The organism is Acuticoccus sp. I52.16.1, assembly GCF_022865125.1.
Taxonomy (GTDB): Bacteria; Pseudomonadota; Alphaproteobacteria; order Rhizobiales; family Amorphaceae; genus Acuticoccus.
The window spans coordinates 134,906-159,770 of sequence record NZ_CP094828.1 but is presented as its reverse complement, the minus strand read 5'-3'; the positions used below and the strand labels follow the sequence as shown (position 1 = coordinate 159,770).

The window sequence follows — 24,865 nt, the reverse complement described above, 5'->3', positions numbered from 1 at the left end:
CGATGCGTTACCATCCGCTGACGGCTGACGACCGGGCGCTGATGCTGAAGAAGATCGGCGTCGGCGCGATCGACGACCTGTTCGTCGACGTGCCCGCCGGCAAGCTCTTCACCGAGCCGATGAACCTGCCCGCGGGACAATCCGAGATCGCGGTGGAGCGGGCGCTGTCGGCGATGGCGCGCAAGAACCACGCGGCGGGCGACGGCCCCTTCTTCCTGGGCGCGGGCGCCTACCGCCACCACGTGCCGGCGACGGTGGACCACCTCATCCAGCGGTCCGAGTTCCTGACCTCCTACACGCCCTATCAGGCCGAGATCAGCCAGGGCACGCTCCAGGTCCTGTTCGAGTTTCAGACCCAGGTCGCGCGCCTCACCGGCATGGAGGTCGCCAACGCGTCGATGTACGACGGGTCGACCGCGGCGGCCGAGGCGGTGATGATGGCCGCGCGCCTGACCAAGCGTGGCAAGGCGGTGGTCTCCGGCGGTGTCCACCCGCAGTATCGCGACGTCATCGCGACGGTGGCGACCGGCGTCGAGATCGACGCGTTGCCGAGCGATCCGACCGCCGGCGAGGACATCCTCGCCCGGATCGACAAGGACGTCGCCTGTGTCGTCGTCCAGTCGCCGTCCTTCTACGGCCACCTGATCGACCTGGCGCCGATCGCCGAGGCCGCGCACGAGGCGGGGGCGCTGCTGGTCTCGGTGTTCACCGAGCCGGTGGCGCTGGGGGCGATCGAGCCGCCGGGTGCCCAGGGCGCCGACATCGTCGTCGGCGAGGGGCAGGGGATCGGCAATCCGCTGACCTTCGGCGGCCCCTACGTCGGCCTCTTCGCGACGCAGAAGAAGCATGTGCGGCAGATGCCGGGGCGCCTCTCGGGCGAGACGGTCGACGCCGACGGCAAGCGCGGCTACGCGCTGACCCTGTCGACCCGCGAGCAGCACATCCGCCGCGACAAGGCGACGTCGAACATCTGCACCAACTCCGGCCTCTGCGCGCTGGCGTTCACCATCCACATGACGCTGCTGGGCGAAAAGGGCCTGACGCGCCTCGCCGCGCTCAACCACGAGCGCGCCTGCGCGACGGCCGACGCGCTGACGGCGGCGGGCGTCGAGGTGCTCAACGAGACCTTCTTCAACGAGTTCACCGTCCGCGTTCCGGGCGACGCGGCCGCCGTCGTCGAGAGGGCGGCGGGTGAGGGGATCATCGCGGGGCTTCCCGTCTCGCGGCTCGACGCCGCGGCGCCGGGCGATCTCATCGTGGTGGCCGCCACGGAGCTGACGACGGACGAGGATATTGCGGCGCTCGCGGGCGCTCTGGGGGCGTAAATCATGACCTTCACCGGAAACCAGGCACTGCGGATCCACGAGCCGCTGATCTTCGAGGTCGGCCACACCGAGCAGACCGGCGTGGACCTGCCCGATCCCGCGCCGCACGCCTCGCGGCTCGGCCGCCACGCGCGCAAGACGCCGGTGGGCCTGCCGGGCCTCACCGAGCCGGAGACGATGCGCCATTATGTGCGCCTGTCGCGGCAGAACTACGCGATCGACCTCGGCCTCTATCCGCTCGGCTCGTGCACGATGAAGCATAACCCGCGGCTGAACGAGAAGGCGGCGCGGATGCCCGGCTTCGGCGACATCCACCCGCTGCAACCGCTCTCCACGGTGCCGGGCGCGCTGGAGCTGATGAAGACGCTCTCGCACTGGCTCCTCGAGATGACGGACATGAAGGCGGTCGCGCTGTCGCCCAAGGCGGGCGCGCAGGGCGAGCTTGCCGGCATGATGGCGATCCGCGCGGCGCTGAAGGACCGCGGCGAGGACCGCAAGACGGTGCTGGTGCCCGAATCGGCGCACGGCACCAACCCGGCGACCGCCGCCGCGCTCGGCTACAGGGTCGAGGGCGTGAAGGCGCGCGAGGACGGGACGGTCAGCGTCGAGGCGGTGCGCGAGAAGCTGTCGGACGACGTTGCGGCGATCATGCTCACCAACCCCAACACCTGCGGCCTGTTCGAGCCGGAGGTGGCGGCCATCGCCGAGGTGATCCACGAGGCGGGCGCCTACTTCTACGGCGACGGGGCGAACTTCAACGCCATCGTCGGCAAGGCCAAGCCCGGCGCGCTCGGCGTCGACGCGATGCACATCAACCTGCACAAGACGTTCTCGACGCCGCACGGCGGCGGCGGGCCGGGTTCGGGCCCGGTCGTCCTGTCGGAGCGGCTGGCGCCTTATGCGCCGGTGCCGTATTTCCGCGGTGACACGCTGGTGGAGCGCACCGGCGACGCCGAGGGCGAAGAGATGCCGTTCGGCCGCCTCACCGCCTTCCACGGGCAGATGGGCATGTACGTGCGCGCGATGGCCTACATGATGAGCCACGGCGCCGACGGGCTGAAGCAGGCGTCCGAGGACGCGGTGCTGGCGGCGAACTACATCAAGGCCTCGCTCGCCGACCTCATGAGCGTGTCCTTCCCGGACCGCCCGGCGATGCACGAGGTGCTGTTCGACGAGCGCTTCCTGAAGGGCACCGGCGTCACCACGCTCGATTTCGCCAAGGCGATGATCGACGAGGGTTTCCACCCGATGACGATGTACTTCCCGCTGGTGGTGCCCGGCGCGATGCTGATCGAGCCGACCGAGTCCGAATCGCTCGCCTCGCTGGATCTCTTCATCGGTTCCCTGCGCGACCTCGCGATGGCGGCCAAGCGCGGCGACACCGAGCGCTTCACCGAGGCGCCGCGCTACTCGCCGCGCCGCCGGCTGGACGAGACGCGCGGCGCCCGCAAGCCCGTGCTGGTCTACGAAGCGCCGGAGCCGGCGCGTGAGGCGGCCGAGTAGCCGCACCGCACATTACGGCCGGCACACGGTGTCGGCCGTAACGACGCGCACCTTCGCAAGGTCGGCGGTGGCTGCCGCTCGGTAGCGGGATCGAGAAGAACGCGAGGCTGGGGCGCCGATGCGCCAGAGGCCGAAATCGCATCGATTCGTCTGCAAGAATCGTGCCAATGGCCTGTTTTTGCGATTTTCGGGCGTACAGCATGATCGACCACCCACCATCGATCACCCGAGGGGCGGGAGCGATTGCGACGGCGCAGCGTGGGGATCGCGCCTCGACGGCGATCGGTACCGCCTATCATAGGGGAACGGTCCGGCGGGTGACACCTACCAGAAATTGCGGGGCAGCCATCCGCCCCGCGCACCCGCGCCACCGCACCGGCGGGGCGAGACCGGGGCGCAGCGTGGGGCGAGACCGGCGCGGGCTCGCGGCGGTCAGTGGCGCGGGGCCATCGCCTCGGCGCGGGGCGGCAGCATGGCGCCGGGCTCCACCGTCAGCGTGTCGAGGCCCGCATCGCGGCAGGTCCTCTCGCCGGCGGCGGTGACGATCATGCGCGAGCCGGCGCCGAACACCGCACCGTCGCGCATCACCAGGCGGCCGTTGGCGTAGCTCATCGTCGGCTTCAGCTCGGCCATGTCGAGCACGGTCACGTCGCCGTCCGCACCGAGCCCGAGGTGGCCTTTCTGCGCGCCGATGCCGAGCGCCACCGCCGGCGCCCAGCTCGCCTTGGTGACGAACCCGTCGAGCGTCAGCGCGTCGAGCCGGACCAGCGGCAGGCCGCGCGCGACGATGTCGTTGCGCGGAATGCCGCCGCCGTCGGTCGCCAGGCAGTCGACCGAGAAGCGCCCGTCCGCCTCCGTCGCGGTGACGAGGCGGATGCGCGGCTCGGGCGGGTTGGAGATGAAGCTGGCGCCGATGTTGGTGTCGCGCGCGCGCCAGAGCGCCAGCGCCTCGTCGCCGGAGACGAGCACGATGGCGCCGTCCTTGGTGGCGTGGATCATCGCCCAGCCGCCGGCGATCGCCGCCGCCATGCCGTCCTCGGTGGGCGCGTAGCCGCCGCGCTCCAGGCTGCGGCGGGTGGCGAGGCTCTCCGGCGCGCCGCCGGCACACTTGGCGCTGACCCCGTTGAACGGGGCGAGGTAGGATTCGGACCAGATGGCCGGGTTGGCGCGCAGATGCGCCATCGCCTCCTCACCCTCGACGATCGCCTCGCGCACCTGGCCGCGGCAGTAGGAGTTGATGTGCGCCATGTGGAGGCGGCCGCCGGCGGTCAGCTCGCACGCCTCGGCGACCCCGTCGATGGTGGAATGATGCGCCAAAGTGCCGACGTGGAAGGCGACATAGGCGCCGCGGTCGTTGGCGACCTTGATGGCCGCGGCCGAGGCCTCCGGCGTCAGCGGAAAGTGCCCGCCCAGGAGCTTCAGGCCGATGGCGCCGGCCTTCTGGGCGCGGGTGAGCGTATCGGCCAGCTCCGCCTCGCCGGGGTCCTCGCCGGCGACGGTGTGGCCGGGGCGCAGATAGTCGATGCAGGCGATGTTGAGGCCGGCCCCGTGCGAGGCGGCGAGGGAGACCACGCCCTCCACCGGGCCGGCCATGTCGAGCGCCGTGGTGACGCCGGCCAGCGCCAGCATGCGGTGCCCCTCCGCCCCGCCCAGCCACGGCGACAGGTGGACGTGCAGGTCGACGATCCCCGGCATCACGACACGCCCGGCGACGTCGTGCTCGGCGGTCGCATCGCCCGAGACGCTGCCGACGGCCGCCACCTTGCCGTCCTTCAGCGCGACGTCGGCCACCCGATGGACGCCGTTGGCGGGGTCGACCACCAGGCCGTCGCGCAGGATCGCATCGTAGGTCGCCATGGGGGTCTCCGAGGTCAGCCGAGCATCGTGTCGGGCAGGAAGAGGACGAGCTGCGGGATCGCGATCAGCAGCGCCAGCACGACGATGTCGCACACGATGAAGGGCCACACGCCGGCGAAGACCTCGCCCACCTTTACGTCGTCCCCCGCCGCGCCGGCGAGCGAGAAGGCGTTGAGGCCCACCGGCGGGGTCACGCCGGCGATCTCGTTCATCTTCATCGCCACCACGCAGAACCACACCGGCTCGTAGCCCAGCTCGACGACGATGGGAAAGAGGATCGGCAAGGTCAGCGCGAAGACGGCCGACTGCACCACCAGCATGCCCAACACGAACCAGGTCGCGAGGATCAAAGCCAGGATCACCCACGGCGCGACATCCCACGTGGTGAGGAAGTTGGAGAGTTCGTACGGAATGCGCGTCAGCCCCAGGAAGCGGCTGAAGAAGAGCGCGCCGACGATGATGAAGAACAGCGTCGCGGTGATCGACGCCGATTCGCGCAGCGCCCCGGCGAACACCTTGAATCGCCGCAGCGGCCCGTTGAGCATCCCGAAGAGGAGCGTGCCGAACGCGCCGATGGCGCCGGCTTCCGTGGCGGTGAAGAGCCCCCCGTAAAGGCCGCCGATGACGAGGCCGCCGAGGATCGCGATCTGCCACAGCCCTCCGAGCGCGGTGATGCGTTGGCGCGGCGTCACCTCGCGCTCCTCCTCGGAGATGGGGGCGAGCGCGGGGTCGGCCTTGGCGCGCAGGTACATCGACGCGGCGTAGACGCACGCCGTCAGCACCCCCGGCACGATGCCCGCCATGAAGAGCCGCCCGACCGACACCTCGGTGAAGATCGAGAACAGGATGAACATGCCCGACGGCGGGATCATCGACGCGAAGGTGCCCGAGCAGGCGATCGACCCCAGCGCGAACTTCTTGTCGTAGCGGTAGCGGCGCATCTCCGGGTAGGCGACGCGGCCGAACACCGACGCGGTCGCCAGCGAGGAGCCGCAGATGGTGGCGAACGCGGCCGAGCCGAACGAGGTGGCGATGGCGAGCGAGCCGGGGATGCGGGCCGCGGCGCGGTTGATCGCCCGGTAGGCCCGCTCGGCGAACCCGCTGGCGGCGGCGAACGCGCCCATCAGCACGAAGAGCGGCAGCACGGTGAAGGTGGGCGAGGCGATGGCGGTGTACATCGTCTCGCCCAGCAGCGAGAGGCCCGCGTTGGTGTTGAGGAGTACTACGGTGCCGGTGAAGCCCACCAGGATGAAGGCCAGCGCGATGTGCAGGCCGATGAAGAGGAGCGTCAGAAACGCGGCGATGCCGATGATGCCGACCATCACGAAGTCCATGGCGGTCAGTCCCGGTCGCGCGTGAGGATGTCCTGCGCGGCGATCACCGTGTGCAGGATGAGCTGGACGAGGTAGAGCACCAGCGCCAGCACCATGATGAACTTGACCGGCCACACCACCAGCGGCACCGGACCGGCGACCGCCTGGCTGCGCTCGAACGCGATCAGCGCGTTCTTGCCGACGGCGAACACCAGGATGGCCACCGTGATGCTGGCGAGGATGTGGACGATCAGCTCGAGTGCCGCGTGGATGCGCTTGGGCAGGTGCTCGACGATGAAGTCCACCCGCACATGGCTGCGCATCTCCTGCGCATGCGGCAGGCCGAGGTAGACGATGGCGATCATGGTGAACATCGCCATCTCCGCGACCCCGTAAACGGGCTTGGAGAGCCCGCGGCTGATGAGGTCGACGATCAGGAAGCCCATGACGAGGATCAGGAGCCACCCGCACAGCTCGGCGAGGAAGCCGGTGATGGGGGACAGGACGCGTTGCAACATAGGCCTCTCGAACGGCGCGCGGTCGGGTGGACGGGCGCGGCTCGCCCGTCCGCGGAAGGAGCCTCAGCTATCGTTGCCGATGGCGTCGTCGATCAGCGTCCGGAGCTTCGTCAGCGTCGCCTCGGGGTCGGTGGCGCCGGCGTCCTTGGCCTCGCCGATCCACGTCTCCCGGTTGGTGGCGACCTGCGGCAGCGAGGCGAACGCGTCGGCCTCCTCGTCGGTCGCGAAGGTGACGGTGTAGCCGGCCTCTTTCTGGGCGGCGACGACGTCGTCGAACATGGCGCCGTACTGCTCCGCGAACTTCGCCTCGGCCGAGTCCCAGGCCTTGGCGAAGGCCTCCTTCTCGGCGTCCGACAGGCTCTCCCACTTGGCCTCGTTGATGGTGATGAGGAACGGCGTGGGCAGCCACAGCTGGTTCATGATGAAGACGTTGGGGGCGACTTCGTCGAGGCTGGAGCGGTGGATGCCGTCGAGGTTGGTGAAGACCGAGTCGATCGCGCCGGTCTGCAGCGCCTGGTAGCACTCGCTCCAGGGCACCGAGACGGGCGTCGCCCCGGCCGCGTCGAGAAGGTTGAGGTACCAGCGGCTGGAGGCGCGAATGCGCTTGCCGGCGAACTCTTCGAGCGAGGAGATCTCGGACGTGAATGTCCCCGCGAACGGCATCACGCCGTAGAGGTAGACGATCTTGACGCCTTCCTCGGACATCTCGTCGGCAAGCTCGGGGATGTCCTCGTAGGCCGAGCGGAAGACGGTCATGCGGTCCTCGTAGGAGACCGGGCCGCGCGGGAAGAGCATGAACGAGGAGTTCAGAAGGAGGCGGTTGGGGTAGTAGTTGATGTTGACGAAGCCCATGTCCGCGACCCCGTCGCGCACGCCGCCGAGGATCTCGCGCCCGTCCATCAGCGAAGAGCCCCAGTAGGGGATGACCTCGATCTCGCCGTCCGACTGCGCGGCGAGCTCTTCCAGGAAAATCGTCTCGGCGATACCGCGCAGGTTGTTGGGCGCGGTGTTGGTGGCGAACGTCAGCGTGGTGGCTTGAGCCTGGCCGGCGAGCGCGGCCGACGCCATCATCATCATCGCGGCGGTGCCGAACGAGCGGGCGGCTCGCTGGGCGCGTTGGATCGGGTGAAGGAACATCGGCAGGTCTCCGTTGTGTGGGTATCCGGTCGGATCTTTCTGGACGCGCCGACGCGGGGAGGCGCCGGCATGGGTTGCCCAAGGCGTGGATATGCCGCAGCGGAGAGCAGCAAATTGCATGCCATCATTTTCGTTTATCGAGCCGAGTAGCCGCGCATTCGGCCGACGTGCGGGGCGGGCGGGCTCTCGCCGGCGGTCGGCTCAGCCGACGGCGGGGTCGCACGGCGAGGCACCCCGTGGGGCTGAGGCCGGCACGTTGAGCAGCGCGAGGAGGGGCCGGCGAACGCGACAACCCGCCCGCGGTGGCGCGGTGGTACGATGCGATGCTGTGCAGTGGGGAGACCGTGGCACGCCCTAGGGGACTCGAACCCCTGTTTCCGCCGTGAGAGGGCGGCGTCCTGGACCACTAGACGAAGGGCGCGTGCTGTGGAGGCGTCGATGTAGTCGGTTTTGGCGCGCTCGCCAAGAGGAAATTTTGCCCCGTTGGCAGAATTTCTCCGATCGCTAGCCTCATGTGGATCAACGAGGATGGGAGATACGCCATGTCACGCCTGACACGCCGCACGGTCACCGCCCTTTTGGCCGCCGCCGTGCCCGCCTGCATCCTGTCGCCCGCGTTCGCGCATCACGGCTGGAGTTGGACCTCCGACGGCAATATCGAGCTGACCGGGGTCATCCGCACGGCCAAGCTCGGCAACCCGCATGGGGTGCTGACGGTGGAGGCCGACGGCGAGATCTGGACCGTGGAGGTCGGCCAGCCCTGGCGCAACGCGCGTGCGGGGCTGAAGGACGGCGACCTCGCCGCGGGGGTCGAGATCATCGTGCAGGGGCAGCCGGCCGCCGACGTGCGGCAGAAGCTGATGAAGGCCGAGCGGATCATCCTCGCCGGCGAGGTCTACGACCTCTATCCCGACCGGAGCTGACGGGCGCGGGCCGTGGACGAGCTGTGGGCGGCGCTACAGGCCAGCCCCGTCGCGGCATGGGCCCGCAGCGCCCGCTGGGGCTATGCGGCGCTGAACGGGGCGCACATCGTCGGCATCGCGTTGCTGGTGGGGGCGATGGTGCCGCTGAACCTCGTGCGGATCGGCGCCGCGCTCGGCGTGGGGCGCATTCCGGCCGAGACGGCGGCGCGGCTCCTGGTGCCCTTCGCGGGTGCGGGGCTGGTGCTGGCGGTGGGGACTGGGGCGGTGATGTTCGCGGCGCGGGCGGGGGAATATGCCGCGCTCGGCGTCGTCCAGGCCAAGCTCGCGCTGGTGGGGGCGGGGACGCTGATCGCCCTCGCTCTGCACGCGCGCCACGGCCGCGATATGCAGCGCGCCGGCCCCCGGCGCACCGCGGCGCACGCGGCACTGTCGCTCGTCATGTGGCTGACCGTTCTGGGGCTGGGGCGCCTCATCGCCTTCGTGGGGTGACCGGCAGGCGCGGCCGTGCGGCGCAAACGAAAACGCCCGGCGCTCCCCCTCGCGGGGGTGGGCCGGGCGTCGTCGCGACGCGAGGGTGGCGGCGTCCTCAGTTCGGCGCCCTCAGTTCGGCGTGGTCTGCCGGCCTTCGGGGGTGGCCTGCTCGGCGGCCGCGGTGGTCGCGGGCTTGGCCGTGGGCATGGCTTGGGTTGTCGTGCCGTCGGTCTTGTCGGTGCTCTCGGCCTGCTCCGCTGCGGCGGGCTCGTCGGCGGCGGGCTGCGCGGCGGCGGGTGCGGCGGGCGCGGCGGCGGGCGGTGCGGCCGCCGGGGGCTGCCGCTCCTCCGGGCGCACCTTGGCGCCGGCGCGGATGCGCTGCAGGCCGGCCACCACCATTCGCTCGCCGTCGTTCAGGCCCGACGTCACGATCCAGTTGGCGCCGCGCGTCCCCTGCGTGGTCAGCTCGCGCTCCTCGATCGTGTCCGCATCGTTCACCACGTAGGCGATCGGCAGGCCGCGGCGGTTGCGCGTCACGCCTTCCTGCGGCGCCAGGATGATACCCTTGGCGGTCCCCTGCGGCATCTGCACCTGGACGTACATGCCCGGCAGCAGGAACTCATCCGGATTGGGGAACTCCAGGCGCAGCGTGACCACGCCGGTGCGCTCGTTGACGTAGGGCTCGGCCGCGGTCAGCTCGCCGCGGGCCTCGAACTCCGTTCCGTCCGCCAGTGTCAGCGCCACCGAGGTGTCGACGTCGGCAAGCTCGTGTTCCAGGCTGCCGCGGCGGAAGGCCAGCAGCTCCGCGGCCGACTGGGTGACGTCCACCAGCACCGGGTCGATGGCGCGGATGACGGCGAGCGGGGCGGCCTGCCCGGCCGTGACCAGCGCGCCCTGCGTCGTCAGCGAGCGGCCGACGACGCCGGTGAGCTGTGCGCGGATGGTCGTCCGGTCGAGGTCGATCTCGGCGGTCTGGAGCTGCGCCTGGGCGACCTGGAGGGCGGCGTTGGCGGTCTCGCGCGCGGCGATCGCGGTCTCCAGCGTCTGCTCGCTGGTGACGCCGCGCTGGTTCAGCCGCTCGTTGCGCGTGGCGTCGCTCTGGGCGGCGTTGAAGGTCGCCTGGGCCTGTGCCACGGCGGCTTTCGCCGCGTTGACCTGGGCCTCGTAGGTCGCCGGGTCGATCCGGTACATCGGGTCGCCGATGGTCACGTGGGCGCCCTCCTCGAAGAGGCGCTCGATGATGATCCCGTCGACCTGGGGGCGGACTTCGGCGACGCCGGAGGCGACCACGCGGCCCGGCAGCAGGCTGGTGAGCGTGATGTCCTGCGTCTCCAGCGTCACATATGTGACGGCGGGGGGCGGCGGGCCCTGCGGCGCCGGTTCGGCGGCCGCCTGCTTCTGTTCCGGCTCGGCGGGGGCGGCCGCCGCCTTCTCGGCGGGAGCTTCGGCCGCGGGGGACGCCTCGGCGGACTCTTGCGACGGCTTGTTCCTGTCGCGTGTGCCGCGCTGGGCATCGGCTGCCCCGGTCGCGACCAGCGATACCGCCATGACCAGCGTGAGAATCCGCGAGGCAGACCTCAACATATGCGTCTCCGTGAACTGGGAAATTGCGCCGAACGGCGCCAACATCATGCGTAGGTAGGCGTGAAAGCGGAATCCTCCAAACGCGCGACCCTGCCATGCCCACCTGAAACGGGTGGAAGAGCGGCTGCATATGCCCTAATCGCAACGAGAACAACGGGTGGAGGACCGATGCCGACTCCGGTGATGCTCATGATTCTCGACGGTTGGGGCTGGCGCGAGGCGCGCGAGGCCAATGCCGTCCTGCTCGCCAACACGCCCAATTTCGACCGGCTCTTCGCCGATCATCCCCACGCCTTTCTCACCACCTGTGGCCCGGATGTCGGTCTCCCCGAGGGCCAGATGGGCAACTCCGAGGTGGGGCACCTCAACATCGGCGCCGGCCGGGTGGTGATGCAGGAGTTGCCGCGGATCGACGATGCCATCGCCACCGGCGACCTGGCCGCCCGCCTCGCCGCGACGGGCCTCGCCGAGGCGCTGAAGGCGAGCGGCGGGCGCTGCCACATCCTCGGCCTCGTCTCCGACGGCGGCGTCCACAGTCACCAGCGGCACGCCGTCGCGGTGGCGAGGGCGCTGGCCGAGGCGGGGGTGCCGTGCGTCCTGCACGCCTTCACCGACGGGCGCGACACCGCCCCCGATTCGGCCGTGCGCCAACTGCGCGAGACCGAAGCCGCGCTCCCCGAGGGGGCCACGATCGCGACGGTGAGCGGCCGCTATTATGCGATGGACCGCGACCACCGCTGGGAGCGCGTGGAGAAGGCCTACAAGGCGATCGCGCAGGGCGAGGGCGTCGCGGCAAAGAGCGCGGTCGGCGCGGTGGAGGCCGCGCACGCGGCGGGCACCACGGACGAGTTCGTGCTGCCGAGCGTGGTGGGCGATTATGCCGGCATCGCCGACGGTGACGCGCTGCTGTGCTTCAACTTCCGCTCCGATCGCGCGCGCGAGATCCTCACGGCGTTGACCGACCCGGCGTTCGACGGCTTCGACCGCGGTACGCCGCCGGCGTTCGCCGCCACCGTCGGCATGGTCTCCTACTCGAAGGAGCTGGACGCGCGGTTGACGACCCTGTTCGAGGCGCAGGACCTGGCCGACGGGCTCGCCGAGACGGTGTCGGCTGCCGGCAAGGCGCAGATCCACCTCGCCGAGACCGAGAAATATCCGCACGTGACCTACTTCCTCAATGGTGGCCGCGAGGCCCCCTTCGAGGGCGAGGTGCACAAGATGGTCCCCTCGCCGAAGGTCGCCACCTACGACCTCCAGCCGGAGATGTCCGCCCCGGAGCTGACCGCCGAGGTGCTGAAGGCGATCGACAGCGACGGCTACGACTTCATCGTCGTCAATTTCGCCAACCCGGACATGGTCGGACACACCGGCGTGCTGGAGGCGGCGATCAAGGCGGTGGAGACGGTCGACGGCGCGCTCGGCCGGATTGCGGAGGCCATCACCGCGAAGGGCGGCTCGCTGCTGTTCACCGCCGATCACGGCAATTGCGAGACGATGGTCGACCCGCAGACAGGCGGCCCGCACACCGCCCACACGCTCAACAAGGTGCCGGTGGTGCTGGTGACGCCGCGCAAGGCGACGCTGCACGACGGCCGCCTCGCCGACCTGGCGCCGACGGTGCTGGCGTTGATGGGGCTCGAGCAGCCCGCGGCGATGACCGGGCGATGCCTGGCGACGTTCTCGGACTGAGGCACCGCACCGTCGCCGCGGCCGGCCGCGCGTCACGAGGCCGGCTCAGCGGTCGAGCATCATCCGCACGGTGGCGATGAGGTCGGTCGGGGCGAAGGGCTTGAACAGGAATTCGTGCTGCGGATTGTTCTCGGCCCGCAGGGCGTCGACATTGTCGGCATAGCCGGTCGCCAGGACCACCTTCATCTCCGGGCGGTGCTTGGCCAGCCACCGGGCCAGCTCCACGCCCCCCATCCGCGGCATCACCACGTCGCTGAGGACGATGTCGACCGTTTCGCCGCCCTCGCTGAGAACGCGTGTCGCCTTCTCGCCATCGTCGACATGGATCGTGCGGAAGCCGCGCATCTGCAGGGCCTGCATGATGGAGCCGGCCACGGCGGCGTCGTCCTCCACCACCAGCACGGTCTCGTCGCCGACGATCTGCGGCAGTTCCGGCTTGGTATCGATCTCGGTCACGGCGTCGTAGCAGCGCGGGACCAGGACCGAGAAGGTGCTGCCGACGCCGATTTCGCTGGAGACGACGATGTCGCCCCCCGCCTTGCGGGCGATGCCCTGGCAGATGGCGAGGCCGAGGCCGGTGCCGGTGCCGGCGGTCTTGGTGGAGAAGAACGGCTCGAAGATCTTGGTCAGGTGGTCGGGCGCGATGCCGGTGCCGTTGTCCGACACCTGCACGCGCACATATTGCCCCGGCGTCAGGTCGTTGACGGTGCGCTCCAGCGTCGTGTTGGCGAGGTCCACCTGAAGCCGACCGCCGTGCGGCAAGGCGTGCTTGGCGTTGAAGGCGAGGTTCATCAGGATCTGGTCGAACTCGCTGGGGTCGATCCGGATGTTCCAGATCTCCTCGGCGGGGATGAAGACGAGCTCGATGTCCTTCGGGAAGCTCGGCCGAAGCATCGTGTAGCTTTTGATGATGAGGTCGTTGGGGCGCACCACGACGGGGCGCGAGGGCTGCCGGCGCGACATGGCGAGGAGCTGGCGGGTGAGGGTGCGGGCGCGCTCCGTGGCGGTCTCGATCCGCGAGAGCATCACCTGGTGGTCCTCGTCCTCGATGTCCTCGCGCAGGAACTCCAGGTTGCCCATGATGACGACCAGCAGGTTGTTGAAGTCGTGCGCGACGCCGCCGGCGAGGACGCCGATCGCCTCCATCTTCTGCGCCGCGCGGACCTGCTCGGCGAGGAGGCGGTTCTCGGTCACGTCGCGGATGGCGGCGAGGGTGGCGCGCTGGCCGCTCCACTCGATCTCGGCGACCTTCATCTCGCAGGTGCGCGGCTTGCCGCCGGTGAGGATCTCGATCTCGGTCAGCCGCTCGCCGGAGGAGAATCCGAGCCACTCGCCGATGAGGTTAGACCCGTCGTGCAGCAGCTCCTCCGCGGCCTTGTTGATGTAGCGCACGATGCCACCGCCATCGACGACGATCATCGCGTCGGGGTTGGCGTCGAGCAGCTGGCGGACGCTGCGGTGCGCCTCCTGCGCCCGGTGCCGCTCGACCGCGTAGAGAATGCAGCGGGCGAGGAAGTTGGAGTCGGGCTCGTTCTTCCAGATGAAGTCCTGTGCGCCCTCGCTGAGGACGTCGCCGCGCAGGCCCGGCGGGTTGGCGCCGGAGACGACCACGATGGCGACGTCGTGGTGCTGCTCGCGCATGCGGCGCAGGGTCTCGATGCCGCGCGAGTCCGGGAGATTGAGATCGAGCACGACGGCATCGATCGGCTCGTCGTTCAAGAGCCTGAGGGCGGTGCCGAGCGAAGCGGCGGTCAAAATCTCGAAGGTGACATCGGCCCCTTCGAGAACGGCGGCCGTCAGCTCCGCGTCGGCGGGGTTGTCCTCGACGAGAAGGAGTTTGGTATTCGCATCAGTCGGATACACGTTCCCGTCGTGGCGCTATTTCGCGCGGTCGCTGGGTGTGAACATGGTCTCCATCCGCTCGGCCTCCGTCGTGAAACTATACGTCGGCATACCGGAAAGGATGCCGTGAACCCCCTTGAAGGGTCCTTTGATCGACATGCCGTTGCCGTCGATCACGTACTCGCGGATCTCCTTTTCGTGCCATGTGCCGCGCATCTTGAGCACGGTGAGACCGCGGCGCATTTCGCCGAACAACTCCACGTAGCGCAAGAGGATAATGGAGTCTGTGATTGTGGAGATGTGCGTTTCCGTCACCGACTCGCCGCCGATCAGCATCGACGTCGTGTTGGTGAACAGGCCGGTCATCTGCTGGTCTTTGATGAAGCCGGTGATCCCGATCACGAACTCGCGGAAGGATTTCGTCGACGAGACGCGCTCGAAGGCGGAGAGCGAGTCGACCGCGATGCGGGTCGGCTGGAACTCGCGGATATCGCGCTTGATCTGCAGCAGGTGATCCTCGAGGCCCATGACCTCGGGATAGCGGCAGATGATCTTGAGGAGGCCGTCCGCCTCGGCCTTGTCGAAGTCAGCGCCCCAGGCCTTGGCGTTGCGGCCGAGCTGGTCGCGGCTCTCCTCCGCGCCGATGAGGAGGACGCGCTGACCGGCGGTGATGGCGGCCTTGACGTACTCGGTCACCATCAGCGTCTTGCCGGTGCCGGTGGCGCCGGAGACGAGGATGATCGAGTCGCGATAGATGCCGCCCCCGCACATGTCGTCCAGCTCCTTCACGCCCGACGACAGGCGCGTGTCCGACGAGGACTGTTGCAGGCTGGTGGCCGACAGCGGCAGCACGGTGACGCCGTCCTGATCGTCGATGGTGAAGGGGTATTCGCCCTTTTGATGGGTGGCGCCGCGGAACTTGAGGATCTCGATGGTGCGCCGGCGCTTCTCCATGTCGAGCCGGTTGCGCATCAGAAGGACGTTGTCGGCGACGAACTCCTCGATGCCGAAGCGGCCGACGGCGCCTTCGTCGTCGGTGCGCTCCAGGTTGATGATGGTGGTGACGCCCAGCTCGCGCAGGCCCGCCAGGATGCGTTGCAGCTCGCGCCGCACCAGCAGCGAGTCGCTGAACTGCGGGAAGAGAGCGCCGACGGCGTCGAGGATGACGCGGTCGGCCTTGACGCGCCGCACCGCGCCTTCGATGCGGGCCATGAGTGCGGCGAGGTCGTGCCCGCCGGCCTCGACGACGTTCTCCGACGGGTCGGGCGCGGCGTCGACGATGGCGATCTTGTTGGCCTCGACCATCTCCTCCAGGCCCCAGCCGAAGGAGGCGACGTTGGCCATCATGTCCACCGGGGTCTCTTCGAAGGTGACCAGCACGCCGTTCTGCTCGAAGAAGTGGACGCCGCAATAGAGGAATTGCAGCGCGAGGACGGTCTTGCCGCTACCGGCCGTGCCGGCGATCAGGGTCGATCGTCCGCGCGGGAGCCCGCCGTTGGAGATTTCGTCGAGACCGGCGATCCCGGTCGACAGTTTGGGGAGTTCCTTCACGGGGGCCACGTTGTTTATTCGCCTGAGACGCTGATATCGATCGGGGACACGTCCAGACCGATGTAGACTTTTTCGCGGTCGCTCAGATCGCCGATGATCTTGCGCACCGGTTCGGGCAGTTTTCGCACGAGGGTCGGCGTGGCGAGGATGCGATCTTCCTCCGCCGCCGACGGATCCTCCAGCACGTCGATGATCTCGACGTCGCAGCGGCCCTTCAGCTCGCGATCGCAGATTTCATGCAGGTTGGCGATTGCCCTTTGCGAGTAAGGCGTCCGACCGGTGATGTATAGGCGAAGTCTGTACCGCACTACACCCCCCACGTTAAGCGTCGGTGACCGATGCGGTAGTAATTGACGAGCAAACCCATGATCTCGAGCGCGAACAATCGGCCTTCTACTATCATCATGCCGGCCTCTCTTTGCTTTTGTGTCAAGGCGGCCTCTTCGAGAGCGGCCGCGTGCAGATCGATCATGTCTTTCGGCCCCGCCCCCAGATCGCCCAATCGCGTGACCAGCCGCTCCATCGCGTCGCGTGGCTCGTCCTGGTCCCGTACGGGCGCCATAATATACCGCTTCATCAACCGTGCGTAGTTGCCAACGCATTCGTCGAACACTTCCGGCGCGCTGGTCTTGAGCGGGCCGACGCCGAGAGCGCGGGCGGTGACCGATGTGGCCGACCCCTCCGACGCCAAGAGCTTGAGGCGAGAGAGGGTTTCGTTGAGCGCACGGATCTCCGCCTCACGCTTGCGGCTGATGGCGAAGCCGATCGAACGGCGCAGGCTCCGCTGGCTGAGGTCGTTCTTGAAGAGATAGTCCTGCGCGCCGGCAGCGATCGCCTCCAGCGCGAGGGTCTCGTCCTCGTAGCCGGTGATGACGATCACCGGCACCCTTTGAGCCGCGCGGCGGATGGACTGGACCCCGTCCGTCGCGAGGCGAACGTGAAGCAGCAGCGCGTCGAACGCCTCGTCGCCGATCAGATCGAGACCGTCTTCTACGCTGGTCACCTGGACGACGACGTACTGCTCGGGTTCTTCGATCGACAGGTATTCCCGGACCAACGCGACATCCGCCGGGTTCTGCTCGACATGCAGGATTCGGAGAGCGGCTTCGCCCGACACTACTCCGTCGCCTCCTCGATCGTGGGTAGCCTTACTACTGTGAACCAGAAAGATTCCAGCGCCACCACGATATCTTCAAACGACGAGAAGTCCAAGGGCTTGTTGACATAGCAATTCGCGCCCAAGTCGTAACTCTCGATCACGTCGGTTTCCGCTGACGATGATGTGAGAACAACGATGGGAAGACGTTTCAGCAGCTCGGTTGATTTGATTTCTGCAATGACGGATTTGCCCGATACCCGTGGAACATTGAGGTCGAGGATGACGAGGTCCGGCAGCGTCCGGCCGACATAGACGCCGCGCCGATGCAAGTAGTCCAGCGCCTCGTTGCCGTCATGCACGACGTCGAGCGTCAGTCGGAGCTTTCGGTTCAGGAACGCCTCGCGCGTCAGCTCGACGTCGGCGGGATTGTCCTCTAGAAGCAGGATCTTGATCGGTTCCGTCATGTTCATCCGGTCGTCGCGGCGCGTAGCGTGAAGTAGAACGTGGTGCCATGGCCGGGCGCGCTCTCGGCCCAGATCTGCCCCCCATGCTGATCGACGATGCGCTTGGCGATGGCAAGACCCAGCCCCGTGCCGTCGTAGCGGCCGCGCTCGTTGAGGCGCTGGAACATCTCGAAGATCCGTTCCGCGTCGCGCGCGTCGAAGCCGATGCCGTTGTCGCTGAGGCTCAGGCACCAGAACGCGCCTTGGCGCTCGGCCCGCAGCACCACGCGGGGCGGCTCCTCGCTGCGGAACTTGATCGCGTTGCTGAGGAGGTTCTGGAGCAGGCGCGAGAGCTGCTCGGGATCGGCCATCACGGAGGGAAGCGCTTCGCCCTCGATCGTCGCCTCGTTGGTGCGGATCATCGACTGCAACATGCGCTGGACCTGGGCCCAGACGGCACCGACGTCGGTCGGCTCCAGCGGCTGCATGGTCGACCCGACGCGCGAATATTCCAGGAGGTCGTTGATGAGCCCCTGCATGCGCCGCGCGCCGTCGACGGCGAAGTGGATGTACTTGTCGGCCCGCTCGTCGAGCTGGCCCTTGTAACGGTCGGACAGGAGCTGGGTGAAGCTTGCCACCATCCGCAGCGGCTCCTGCAGGTCGTGCGAGGCGACGTAGGCGAACTGCATCAGATCCTTGTTGGAGCGCTCCAGCTCCTCGGTGCGCGCGATCAGGTCACGCTTGGCGGCGCGCTCGGCCGACACGTCCACCACCGCCGCCAGCACCAGCGTTCCGTTGCGCGAGGGGACCGGCGTCAGGCCCACCTCGATGGGGAAGACGCCGCCGTCCTTGCGCTGGCCGAAGATCTCGCGATCCTCGCCCATCGCCCGGCGCTGCGGGTCGGCCAGGAAGTCGCGCACGAACGTCTCGTGCCGCCGTTTGATCGCCGAGGGCACCAGGGTCTCCACCGATTGGCCGATCAGTTCGTCGCGCGAGTAGCCGAAGGCACTCTCGATCTGGGCGTTGACGAGGATGATCTTGCCTTCCGCGTCGGTGAGCACCTTGCCGGCGGGGGAATGCTCGACCGAGAGACGGAAGGTCTCCTGCGCGTATCGCTCGGCGGTCATGTCGCGCGCGATGATCGAGATGCCCATCATCGACCCGTCCGGGGCCAGCACCGGCGAGGTGCGCAGCGAAATGTCGACCTTCGACCCGTCTCGCCGGGTGCGGGTGATGTCGAGGTGGCGGCTCTCTTTGCCGTCGAGCTGGTCGTCGATGGTCTGGTGCAGCGAGGCGGTGCCGCCGGGCAAGACGACATTGTCGACGTCGCGCCCGATCGCGTCCTCGACCGCGACGCCGAACAGGGCCGCCGCGGCGGGGTTCCAGCGGGTGATGTGGCCGGAGGGGTCGGTGGTCAGGATCGCGTCGTTGGAGCCGCCGATGATCGCGCTGTCGAACCGTTCGCGCTCGATATATTCGGCGAGCGCGCGCGCCAGCAGGCCGATCTCGCCGCCGCGGCCGATCGGCAGCATGACCGGCCGTCCGGCGCTGGCATCGGCCAGTCCGTCGGTCATGGCGATGATGGGGCGCACGATCGCCCGGCCGGCCACCACCACCGCGATCGTGGCGAGAAGGGCGGCGATGGTCCCGACGATCATCGCCGAGTTGCGGATCGCCGGGGCCGCGCGGGCGGCCCGCGCCGGCAGCGCGACGACGACGGTCAGGTCGGCGCCGGCGGCGTCGAGCGGGACGTCGGCCCAGGCGAGCGCGATCGACCGGCCGTCCTCGTGAACCACGGTGCTCCCGCTGGACGAGGCGCCGACGGCGGCGGCGAGATCCGGGCGGTCATCGCCGAACCGGACCGGAGGACCACGCTCGAAGGCGAACTCCTTGGTCTGGTCGGGATGGAGCAGGAAGTCGCCGCTGGCGTTGACGACGAAGAGTTCGCCCAGCGAGCCGAGGCCGGCGCGCAGATTGTCGAACGTGTCGCGCAGGTCGATGTTGATGATCAGCAGGCCGTACCGCTCGCCGTTCGCGGCGTCCATCGGCGTGGCGATGCGCAGGACCGGCGTCGGCGGCTGGACGATCTCGCCGAACTCGCGATTGAGATCGATCGGGGAAATGTAGGTCTCGCCCGTCGCCAGCGCCAACGTCTCGTCGACGTAGGGGCGCGCGTTTTTTTCCTGCATCTCGTCAGGGGGGACGACGCGGGGAGGCTCGCCGCTGGCGGTGCGGTCGACGCGGATCACCTCGTCGCCCGCCGCGTTGATCAGGCGCATCTGCAGGTAGCTGGGCTTGGCCGCCAGCTCGGCGACGAACAGGTTCTCGACGATCTGGCGCCACACGTCGATCTCGAGGTCGATGCGGTTGGCGCTATCCTGGTTCATCGCCGAATTGATGAACGAGGCGATGGCTCCGGAATGGGCGCGCGCGTCGAGGTTGAGGCGGTCGTTGTTGGCCTGCACCTTGATCTGCGTGGCGAGCTGGCTGGCCGAGGCCTCGACCCGCACGACGCCTTGCGGCAGCAACGCACGCTCGACCGCGAAGTAGACCGCCACGCCCACCCCCGCCGAGGTGAGGAGCACGAGGGTGACCATCGTGATGATGAGCTGTCTGGTGATCGGCATAGATTTGAAGACCGCCAGCAACCACGTTTCAGATGACCCCGATGCAGGGGGGCCGGGACTGGATCCACCATGACCGGGACGGCTCGTGCGAATCCACTCGAAGGTCTTCTTTTCCGACCTCGTCGCGGACTCGATCATCATCGCCTGCTCCGCTCTGCACCGACCGGTAGGCTGCGTGACTCCTTGCGAGAGGACGCACTCCCCAGAGATATTCACCCCGTATAGCATCGACACGGGGCCGGCGACCAGATGAAGAACATCCTATGGTTGCGTGCCCCGGTCAAGGGGAGATTCCGAGGTTGGCCTCGACGGAGAGGCAAATTTTCCCCGATTCTCGCGCCGCCCGCGGGAAGTGGTCCGCCGAAAAGGCCGGCCGCTTCCGCTCCGACCGGCCGCGTTGGACGACGGTGCGGCTGGAGTTGCCCATCTGGTAGCGAGAGCGGGCATGGTCGGGCGAGGCGCGGCGGCGTGCCGCGCCGTCGTCCACGCGACTACACCTCGAGCTTGCGCACGTCGTCGATGACCTTGCCGTCGTTCGGCAGGCTGGCGCGCGCCACGAAGGCCACGTCGCCCCGCACCCGGCACTCGGCCCGGATCGCCTCGGCGAGCGCGGCGGCGAGGCTCTCGTCGCCGGCGTCCACCTCGGCCTTCAGGAGCAGCGTGTCGGCGCCGTCGACCTCGTCGACCACCAGCCGGGCGCGGTGGACCGCGTCGAAGCGGCGGACGATCGCCATCACCTGGCGCGGGTGCACGAACATGCCGCGGACCTTGGTGGTCTGGTCGGCGCGGCCCATCCAGCCCTTCAGCCGCCGCGCCGTGCGCCCGCACGGGCTCGGACCCTCGACTTCGGCGGAAAGGTCGCCGGTGGCGAAGCGGACGAGGGGGTAGGCGGCGTTGAAGGTGGTGACCACGACCTCGCCGACCTCGCCGGGGGCGACCGGGTCGCCGCTGCCGGGGGTGACGATCTCCACCAGCGCGTCCTCGTCCAGCACGAGCCCGGCGCCGGGCTCGGTCTCGTAGCCGATGAGGCCCAGCTCGGCCGTGCCGTAGCACTGGCGGACCGCGATGCCGCGCGCGGCGTAGAACTCGCGCAGCGAGGGGAACAGCGGCCCGCCCGTCACCAGCGCCTTGGTGAGGGTGCCGGTCGCCAGGCCGCTCTCGTCGGCCTTCTCGAGGATGGTCTTCAGGAAATCCGGCGTGCCGATATAGCCCGTGACGCCGAGCCGGCCGATCGCCTCGGCCTGCGCCGCCGTGTTGCCGACGCCGGAGGGAAACACCGTCGCCCCGAGGGCGGCGAGCGCATGGTCGAACATGAAGCCGGCCGGGGTGAGGTGATAGGCGAAGGTGTTCATCACCACGTCGCTGTCGCGCAGACCGGCGGCCCAGAGCGCGCGCTCCATGCGCCAGTGGGGCTGCTCGGCCTCGGGCTCGGCGATCGGCCCCGGCGACAGATAGAGGCGCTTGAAGGCGGCGGCCGGGCGCGTCGCGATCCCACCCAGCGGCGGGAATTTCGCCTGCAGGTCGACGAGGTCGGACTTGTAGAGGACGGGGAGCCGGGCGAGCGCGGCGCGATCGACCAGCGCGTCGGGGTCGACGTCGGCGAGGGTGGCGCGATAGTGCGGCGAGTGGGTCTTGGCGTGGCGCACCTGAGCGCGCAGCGCGTCCATCAGGGCGCCTTCGCGGGCCGCGGGGTCACGCGTCTCGCGGGTGTCGAAGAAGTCGGCCATCAGCGGTCTCCTCAGAGCCAGCGCTTGCGCCGGCGGAAGCTCTTCACCGCCTTGAACGAGCGCCGCTCGCCGCCGCCGAGATAGAACTCTTTCACGTCCTCGTTCTGCGACAGCGCCTCGCCGGTGCCGTCCAGCACGATCTTGCCGTTTTCCATGATGTAGCCGTAGTCCGCGGCCTTCAACGCCATGTTGGCGTTCTGCTCCACCAGCAGGATCGACAGGCCCAGCTCGCGGTTCAGCCGCCGGATGATGCCGAAGACCTCCTTCACCAGCAGCGGTGACAGACCCATCGACGGCTCGTCCATCAACACCAGCTTGGGACGGGCCATCAGCGCGCGGCCGATCGCCAGCATCTGCTGCTCGCCGCCCGACAGATACCCGGCCAGACCCTTGCGCTCGCGCAGGCGCGGAAAATACTCGAACACCTTCTCGATGTCGTGCTTCACGTCCGCCTGCGGCTGCGTGAAGGCGCCCAGGCGCAGGTTCTCGGTGATCGTCATGTCCTGGACGATCCCGCGCCCCTCCATCACCAGGAAGAGCCCGTCCTTCACCTTGCGGTCGGGCGCGGTGCGGGTGACGTCGCGCCCGCCGTAGTGGATCGTGCCGCGCGTCACCTCGCCGTCCTCGGTGGCGAGCAGACCGGCGATCGCCTTCAAGGTGGTCGACTTGCCGGCCCCGTTGGCGCCCAGAAGCGCCGTGATCTTGCCCCTCTGAGCCGACATCGACATGCCGCGCAGCACGAGGATCACGTCGTTGAAGATCACCTCGACGTTGTTGAGCGTCAGAATGTCGTCGGTGGCGGTCGGCGCTGCTTCGATCGGCTCGGCGAGGGTCATCGTCATCTCCGGAGCGGGGAGGGACCCCGCGGCCTCGGTGGCCGCGGGGTGGCGGCCTTACTGGCCGAGCCAGTCGTCGCGGCGCGGCAGCTCGATGTGGTCGATCGTCTCGATCACCGCCTTGCCGTCCACGAAGGAGCCGGAGTTGATCGTGACGTTCATCAGCCCGCGGTGGTCGTCGGCGGTCCAGGTGACCGGGCCGCACACGCCCTCCAGGCCCTCCGGCACCCAGTCGGTCTTCTGGTAGAAGCCGTCACGGATGTTCTGGCCGGTGATGCCGCCGTTCTCCTTCGCCCAGGCCATCGCCTCCTTCATGTAGTAGGCGGCGCACACGGCGCGGACGTAGTGGTGCGTCGGCCGCTCGCCGACCTGACCGTCGCCGTTCTCGAGGATCTTCGTCACCAGCGCCATGCCCGGCACGTCCGCGCCGTAGAAGGGGGTGGAGGACGGGAAGATCAGGTTCTGCGCCTCGGCCGCTTCCACCGTGTGGTAGTCGCCCGCCCAGGGGTTGCCCATGTACGTCGCCTCGACGCCGACGGTGTTGCAGCTCTTGATCAGCGAGACGACCGAGCCGCCGAGGTTGCCCATGTAGACGTACTGGGCGCCCGAGTTCTTGATGGTGAGGCACTGCGCCTTGAAGTCACCCGGCGCCAGCGGCACCACGACCGGCGGCGCCACCGTGAAGCCCACCTCCTCGGCGTGCGCGGCGCAGGCTTCCTTGGGGGCGTTGGGGTAGGGGTGGTTGTCGCCGGTATGAATGAAGGTCGGCGTCTCGACGCCCTTCGCCTCGGCGTCCTTCATCGCCCAGTCGACCAGCGCGCGGCAGGCGTCCGAGTAAGAGGGGCCGTAGAAGAAGTTGTAGGGCGCCGGCAGCTTGGTGTTGGGGTTGGCGCCCTTGGGGTCGGTCAGGTGGGCCGAGTAGGAGCCCGACATGTTGGGGATCTCGTCGCGCGTCACGAACGAGATCAGCGCCTCGGTATCGGCCGTGCCCCAGCCCTGGAGGGCGACCATGCCGTTGCCTACCCAGCGCTTGTAGAGGGCGATGGCCTCGGGGACCTTGTAGCCGTAGTCGACCGTGTCGAGCTCGACCATCGTGCCGTCGATGCCGCCGTCGGCGTTGATCTGCTTGAAGGCGTCCGACACGCCGGGGCCGAACTGCTTGCCCACGAACGAGGTGGCGCCGGTGTAGTCGGCCAAATGGCCGACGAGCACCGAGTCCTGCGCCGCCGCCGCACCTGCGGAAGTGGCGAGGAGGGCGGCGGCGAGCGCCGTCTGAATGGCTTTCATGCGTTCTCCCAAACCTGCGGCTTGTTGCTTGGAACCGGACGGTGGCCGCGCGCCGCCCGGCTTTTGGGGGTCAGTGCGAGAAGGGGAAGAGCTTCCACGAGGCGCGCATCAGCCGCCAGCGGTGGATGAGCCCTTCCGGCTCCAGCACGAGGAAGAGGATGATCGCCGCGCCGACCGACATCTGCTTGATGTAGGCCGTCCCTTGCGCGATCGCGGGGAAGACGTCGGCCATGCCGTTGGCGAACACTTCCATCGCCTGCGGCAGCAGCAGGATGAAGATCGCGCCCAGCAGAGACCCGGCGACCGAGCCGAGCCCGCCGATGATGATCATCGCCAGGAACTCGATCGACAACAAGATGGTGAACCCCTCGCCGGACACGAAGCCGAGATAGTGCCCGTAGAGCGCCCCAGCGATGCCGGCGAAGAAGGACGAGATGCCGAACGACATGATGCGGTAGCGGGTGAGGTTGATTCCCATCATCTCGGCCGAGAGGTAGTGGTCGCGCACCGCCACCAGCGCCCGCCCGTCGCGCGTGCGGGTGAGGTTGGAGACCGCCAGGAACGACACCACCACCCAGAAGAGCACGAGGTAGAAGTAGCGCGCGTCGTTGTTGATCATGAAGCCGAACAGCGAGGCCGTCTCGGCGAGTGCGCCGTAGGGGCCGCCGGTGAACCACGCCGCGCGGGCGAAGAAGTCCTGCAGGATGAACTGCGAGGCGAGGGTGGCGATCGCGAGGTAGAGGCCCTTGAGGCGCGCCGCGGGGATCCCGAAGATCATCCCCACCGCGGTCGTCAAAAGCCCGGCCAGCGGCATCGCGAGGAGGACCGGGATCCCCTTGGACGCGAAGTAGGCCGAGGCGAAGGCGCCGAAGCCGAAGAAGGCCCCGTGACCGAGCGAGATCTGCCCCGTCATGCCGGTGAGGACGTTGAGCCCCAGCGCGGCGATCCCGTAGATGCCGATGAGGATCATCTGGCTGAGCAGGTAGTTCGACCCCCACAGCGGCACGGTGAGCGCGCCGAGGACGAGAAGCAGCGTCAGCCGGCTTTCGAGATGCGTGCGGAAGAGCGACGTGTCGGCCGCGTAGGAGGTGCGGAAGTCGCCGGCCGGCCGGGGATTGGGGACGTGCGCCATC

General features: G+C 68.7%; 20 protein-coding genes and 1 tRNA gene. 5 read left to right on the top strand and 16 right to left on the bottom strand.

Annotated features, from left to right (window positions below; all coding sequences use genetic code 11):
- Positions 1 to 2: 2 nt before the first annotated feature.
- Both gcvPA and gcvPB read left to right on the top strand, forming a co-directional pair.
- Entirely contained in the window at positions 3 to 1,325 is a 1,323-nt protein-coding gene (gene gcvPA / locus MRB58_RS00720; protein WP_244779732.1) for an aminomethyl-transferring glycine dehydrogenase subunit GcvPA, read from the top strand.
- Positions 1,326 to 1,328: 3 nt separating this feature from the next.
- Positions 1,329 to 2,828 carry an aminomethyl-transferring glycine dehydrogenase subunit GcvPB gene (gene gcvPB, locus MRB58_RS00715; protein ID WP_244779731.1) on the top strand — a complete coding sequence of 500 codons (1,500 nt, stop codon included), beginning with the start codon at positions 1,329 to 1,331 and terminating at the stop codon, positions 2,826 to 2,828.
- A 432-nt stretch (positions 2,829 to 3,260) separates the two neighbouring features.
- Here the strand turns inward: gcvPB and MRB58_RS00710 are convergent, their stop codons facing one another.
- From MRB58_RS00710 to MRB58_RS00690, 5 genes are all read right to left on the bottom strand, one after another.
- Positions 3,261 to 4,685, bottom strand: a complete 1,425-nt coding sequence (locus MRB58_RS00710) for an amidohydrolase family protein (protein WP_244779730.1) — start codon at positions 4,683 to 4,685, stop codon at positions 3,261 to 3,263.
- A gap of 14 nt (positions 4,686 to 4,699) precedes the next feature.
- Positions 4,700 to 6,019, bottom strand: a complete 1,320-nt coding sequence (locus MRB58_RS00705) for a TRAP transporter large permease (protein WP_244779729.1) — start codon at positions 6,017 to 6,019, stop codon at positions 4,700 to 4,702.
- A gap of 5 nt (positions 6,020 to 6,024) precedes the next feature.
- Positions 6,025 to 6,516, bottom strand: coding sequence for a TRAP transporter small permease subunit (locus MRB58_RS00700; RefSeq protein WP_244779728.1), 492 nt, complete (start codon positions 6,514 to 6,516; stop codon positions 6,025 to 6,027).
- Between the two features lie 63 nt (positions 6,517 to 6,579).
- Positions 6,580 to 7,653 carry a TRAP transporter substrate-binding protein gene (locus MRB58_RS00695; protein WP_244779727.1) on the bottom strand — a complete coding sequence of 358 codons (1,074 nt, stop codon included), beginning with the start codon at positions 7,651 to 7,653 and terminating at the stop codon, positions 6,580 to 6,582.
- A 345-nt stretch (positions 7,654 to 7,998) separates the two neighbouring features.
- Positions 7,999 to 8,074, bottom strand: a tRNA-Glu gene (locus MRB58_RS00690).
- Between the two features lie 121 nt (positions 8,075 to 8,195).
- Between MRB58_RS00690 and MRB58_RS00685 the strand changes: the two genes are divergently transcribed.
- Positions 8,196 to 8,576, top strand: a complete 381-nt coding sequence (locus MRB58_RS00685; protein ID WP_244779726.1) for a DUF6152 family protein — start codon at positions 8,196 to 8,198, stop codon at positions 8,574 to 8,576.
- Positions 8,577 to 8,588: 12 nt separating this feature from the next.
- Positions 8,589 to 9,065: a DUF2214 domain-containing protein gene (locus MRB58_RS00680; RefSeq protein ID WP_244779725.1), complete on the top strand. Its 477-nt coding sequence runs from the start codon at positions 8,589 to 8,591 to the stop codon at positions 9,063 to 9,065.
- 111 nt (positions 9,066 to 9,176) lie between these two features.
- Here MRB58_RS00680 and MRB58_RS00675 read toward each other — a convergent pair whose 3' ends face one another.
- Entirely contained in the window at positions 9,177 to 10,631 is a 1,455-nt protein-coding gene (locus MRB58_RS00675; RefSeq protein ID WP_244779724.1) for an efflux RND transporter periplasmic adaptor subunit, read from the bottom strand.
- 183 nt (positions 10,632 to 10,814) lie between these two features.
- On the opposite strand from MRB58_RS00675, the gene gpmI reads away from it, so the two are divergent.
- Positions 10,815 to 12,320, top strand: coding sequence for a 2,3-bisphosphoglycerate-independent phosphoglycerate mutase (gene gpmI / locus MRB58_RS00670; protein WP_371747221.1), 1,506 nt, complete (start codon positions 10,815 to 10,817; stop codon positions 12,318 to 12,320).
- A 45-nt stretch (positions 12,321 to 12,365) separates the two neighbouring features.
- Here the strand turns inward: gpmI and MRB58_RS00665 are convergent, their stop codons facing one another.
- The 10 genes from MRB58_RS00665 to MRB58_RS00620 all read right to left on the bottom strand — a co-directional run bounded on the left by MRB58_RS00665 (position 12,366) and on the right by MRB58_RS00620 (position 24,864).
- Positions 12,366 to 14,183 (bottom strand): response regulator, encoded by a 1,818-nt coding sequence (locus MRB58_RS00665; RefSeq protein ID WP_244779722.1) that lies wholly within the window; start codon positions 14,181 to 14,183, stop codon positions 12,366 to 12,368.
- Between the two features lie 15 nt (positions 14,184 to 14,198).
- Positions 14,199 to 15,722 carry a circadian clock protein KaiC gene (gene kaiC, locus MRB58_RS00660; RefSeq protein WP_244779721.1) on the bottom strand — a complete coding sequence of 508 codons (1,524 nt, stop codon included), beginning with the start codon at positions 15,720 to 15,722 and terminating at the stop codon, positions 14,199 to 14,201.
- Positions 15,723 to 15,727: 5 nt separating this feature from the next.
- Positions 15,728 to 16,021 carry a circadian clock protein KaiB gene (kaiB, locus tag MRB58_RS00655; RefSeq protein ID WP_244779720.1) on the bottom strand — a complete coding sequence of 98 codons (294 nt, stop codon included), beginning with the start codon at positions 16,019 to 16,021 and terminating at the stop codon, positions 15,728 to 15,730.
- Entirely contained in the window at positions 16,021 to 16,830 is an 810-nt protein-coding gene (locus tag MRB58_RS00650; RefSeq protein WP_244779719.1) for a response regulator, read from the bottom strand. The genes kaiB and MRB58_RS00650 overlap by 1 nt, the downstream gene beginning before the upstream one ends.
- A complete protein-coding gene (locus MRB58_RS00645; protein ID WP_244779718.1) occupies positions 16,830 to 17,282 on the bottom strand; it encodes a response regulator in 453 nt (150 codons plus the stop codon). Before MRB58_RS00645 ends, MRB58_RS00650 begins: the two co-directional genes overlap by 1 nt.
- On the bottom strand, positions 17,279 to 19,882 hold the full coding sequence (locus MRB58_RS00640) for a PAS domain S-box protein (protein ID WP_244779717.1): 2,604 nt from the start codon (positions 19,880 to 19,882) through the stop codon (positions 17,279 to 17,281). The genes MRB58_RS00645 and MRB58_RS00640 overlap by 4 nt, the downstream gene beginning before the upstream one ends.
- Before the next feature lie 491 nt (positions 19,883 to 20,373).
- The gene (locus MRB58_RS00635; RefSeq protein ID WP_244779716.1) at positions 20,374 to 21,609 is read right to left on the bottom strand and encodes a phenylacetate--CoA ligase family protein; all 1,236 of its coding nucleotides are present in this window, start codon (positions 21,607 to 21,609) and stop codon (positions 20,374 to 20,376) included.
- Between the two features lie 11 nt (positions 21,610 to 21,620).
- Positions 21,621 to 22,451 carry an ABC transporter ATP-binding protein gene (locus tag MRB58_RS00630; RefSeq protein ID WP_244779715.1) on the bottom strand — a complete coding sequence of 277 codons (831 nt, stop codon included), beginning with the start codon at positions 22,449 to 22,451 and terminating at the stop codon, positions 21,621 to 21,623.
- A gap of 51 nt (positions 22,452 to 22,502) precedes the next feature.
- On the bottom strand, positions 22,503 to 23,732 hold the full coding sequence (locus MRB58_RS00625) for an ABC transporter substrate-binding protein (RefSeq protein WP_244779714.1): 1,230 nt from the start codon (positions 23,730 to 23,732) through the stop codon (positions 22,503 to 22,505).
- A 70-nt stretch (positions 23,733 to 23,802) separates the two neighbouring features.
- Entirely contained in the window at positions 23,803 to 24,864 is a 1,062-nt protein-coding gene (locus tag MRB58_RS00620; protein ID WP_244779713.1) for a branched-chain amino acid ABC transporter permease, read from the bottom strand.
- Position 24,865: the final 1 nt, after the last annotated feature.

Coding starts and splice junctions, on each gene's coding strand:
- gcvPA (WP_244779732.1), top strand. CDS start 3: ATGCGTTACCATCCGCTGACGGCTGACGACCGGGCGCTGATGCTGAAG.
- gcvPB (WP_244779731.1), top strand. CDS start 1,329: ATGACCTTCACCGGAAACCAGGCACTGCGGATCCACGAGCCGCTGATC.
- MRB58_RS00710 (WP_244779730.1), bottom strand. CDS start 4,685: ATGGCGACCTACGATGCGATCCTGCGCGACGGCCTGGTGGTCGACCCC.
- MRB58_RS00705 (WP_244779729.1), bottom strand. CDS start 6,019: ATGGACTTCGTGATGGTCGGCATCATCGGCATCGCCGCGTTTCTGACG.
- MRB58_RS00700 (WP_244779728.1), bottom strand. CDS start 6,516: ATGTTGCAACGCGTCCTGTCCCCCATCACCGGCTTCCTCGCCGAGCTG.
- MRB58_RS00695 (WP_244779727.1), bottom strand. CDS start 7,653: ATGTTCCTTCACCCGATCCAACGCGCCCAGCGAGCCGCCCGCTCGTTC.
- MRB58_RS00685 (WP_244779726.1), top strand. CDS start 8,196: ATGTCACGCCTGACACGCCGCACGGTCACCGCCCTTTTGGCCGCCGCC.
- MRB58_RS00675 (WP_244779724.1), bottom strand. CDS start 10,631: ATGTTGAGGTCTGCCTCGCGGATTCTCACGCTGGTCATGGCGGTATCG.
- gpmI (WP_371747221.1), top strand. CDS start 10,815: ATGCTCATGATTCTCGACGGTTGGGGCTGGCGCGAGGCGCGCGAGGCC.
- MRB58_RS00645 (WP_244779718.1), bottom strand. CDS start 17,282: ATGAACATGACGGAACCGATCAAGATCCTGCTTCTAGAGGACAATCCC.
- MRB58_RS00640 (WP_244779717.1), bottom strand. CDS start 19,882: ATGCCGATCACCAGACAGCTCATCATCACGATGGTCACCCTCGTGCTC.
- MRB58_RS00635 (WP_244779716.1), bottom strand. CDS start 21,609: ATGGCCGACTTCTTCGACACCCGCGAGACGCGTGACCCCGCGGCCCGC.
- MRB58_RS00630 (WP_244779715.1), bottom strand. CDS start 22,451: ATGACGATGACCCTCGCCGAGCCGATCGAAGCAGCGCCGACCGCCACC.
- MRB58_RS00625 (WP_244779714.1), bottom strand. CDS start 23,732: ATGAAAGCCATTCAGACGGCGCTCGCCGCCGCCCTCCTCGCCACTTCC.
- MRB58_RS00620 (WP_244779713.1), bottom strand. CDS start 24,864: ATGGCGCACGTCCCCAATCCCCGGCCGGCCGGCGACTTCCGCACCTCC.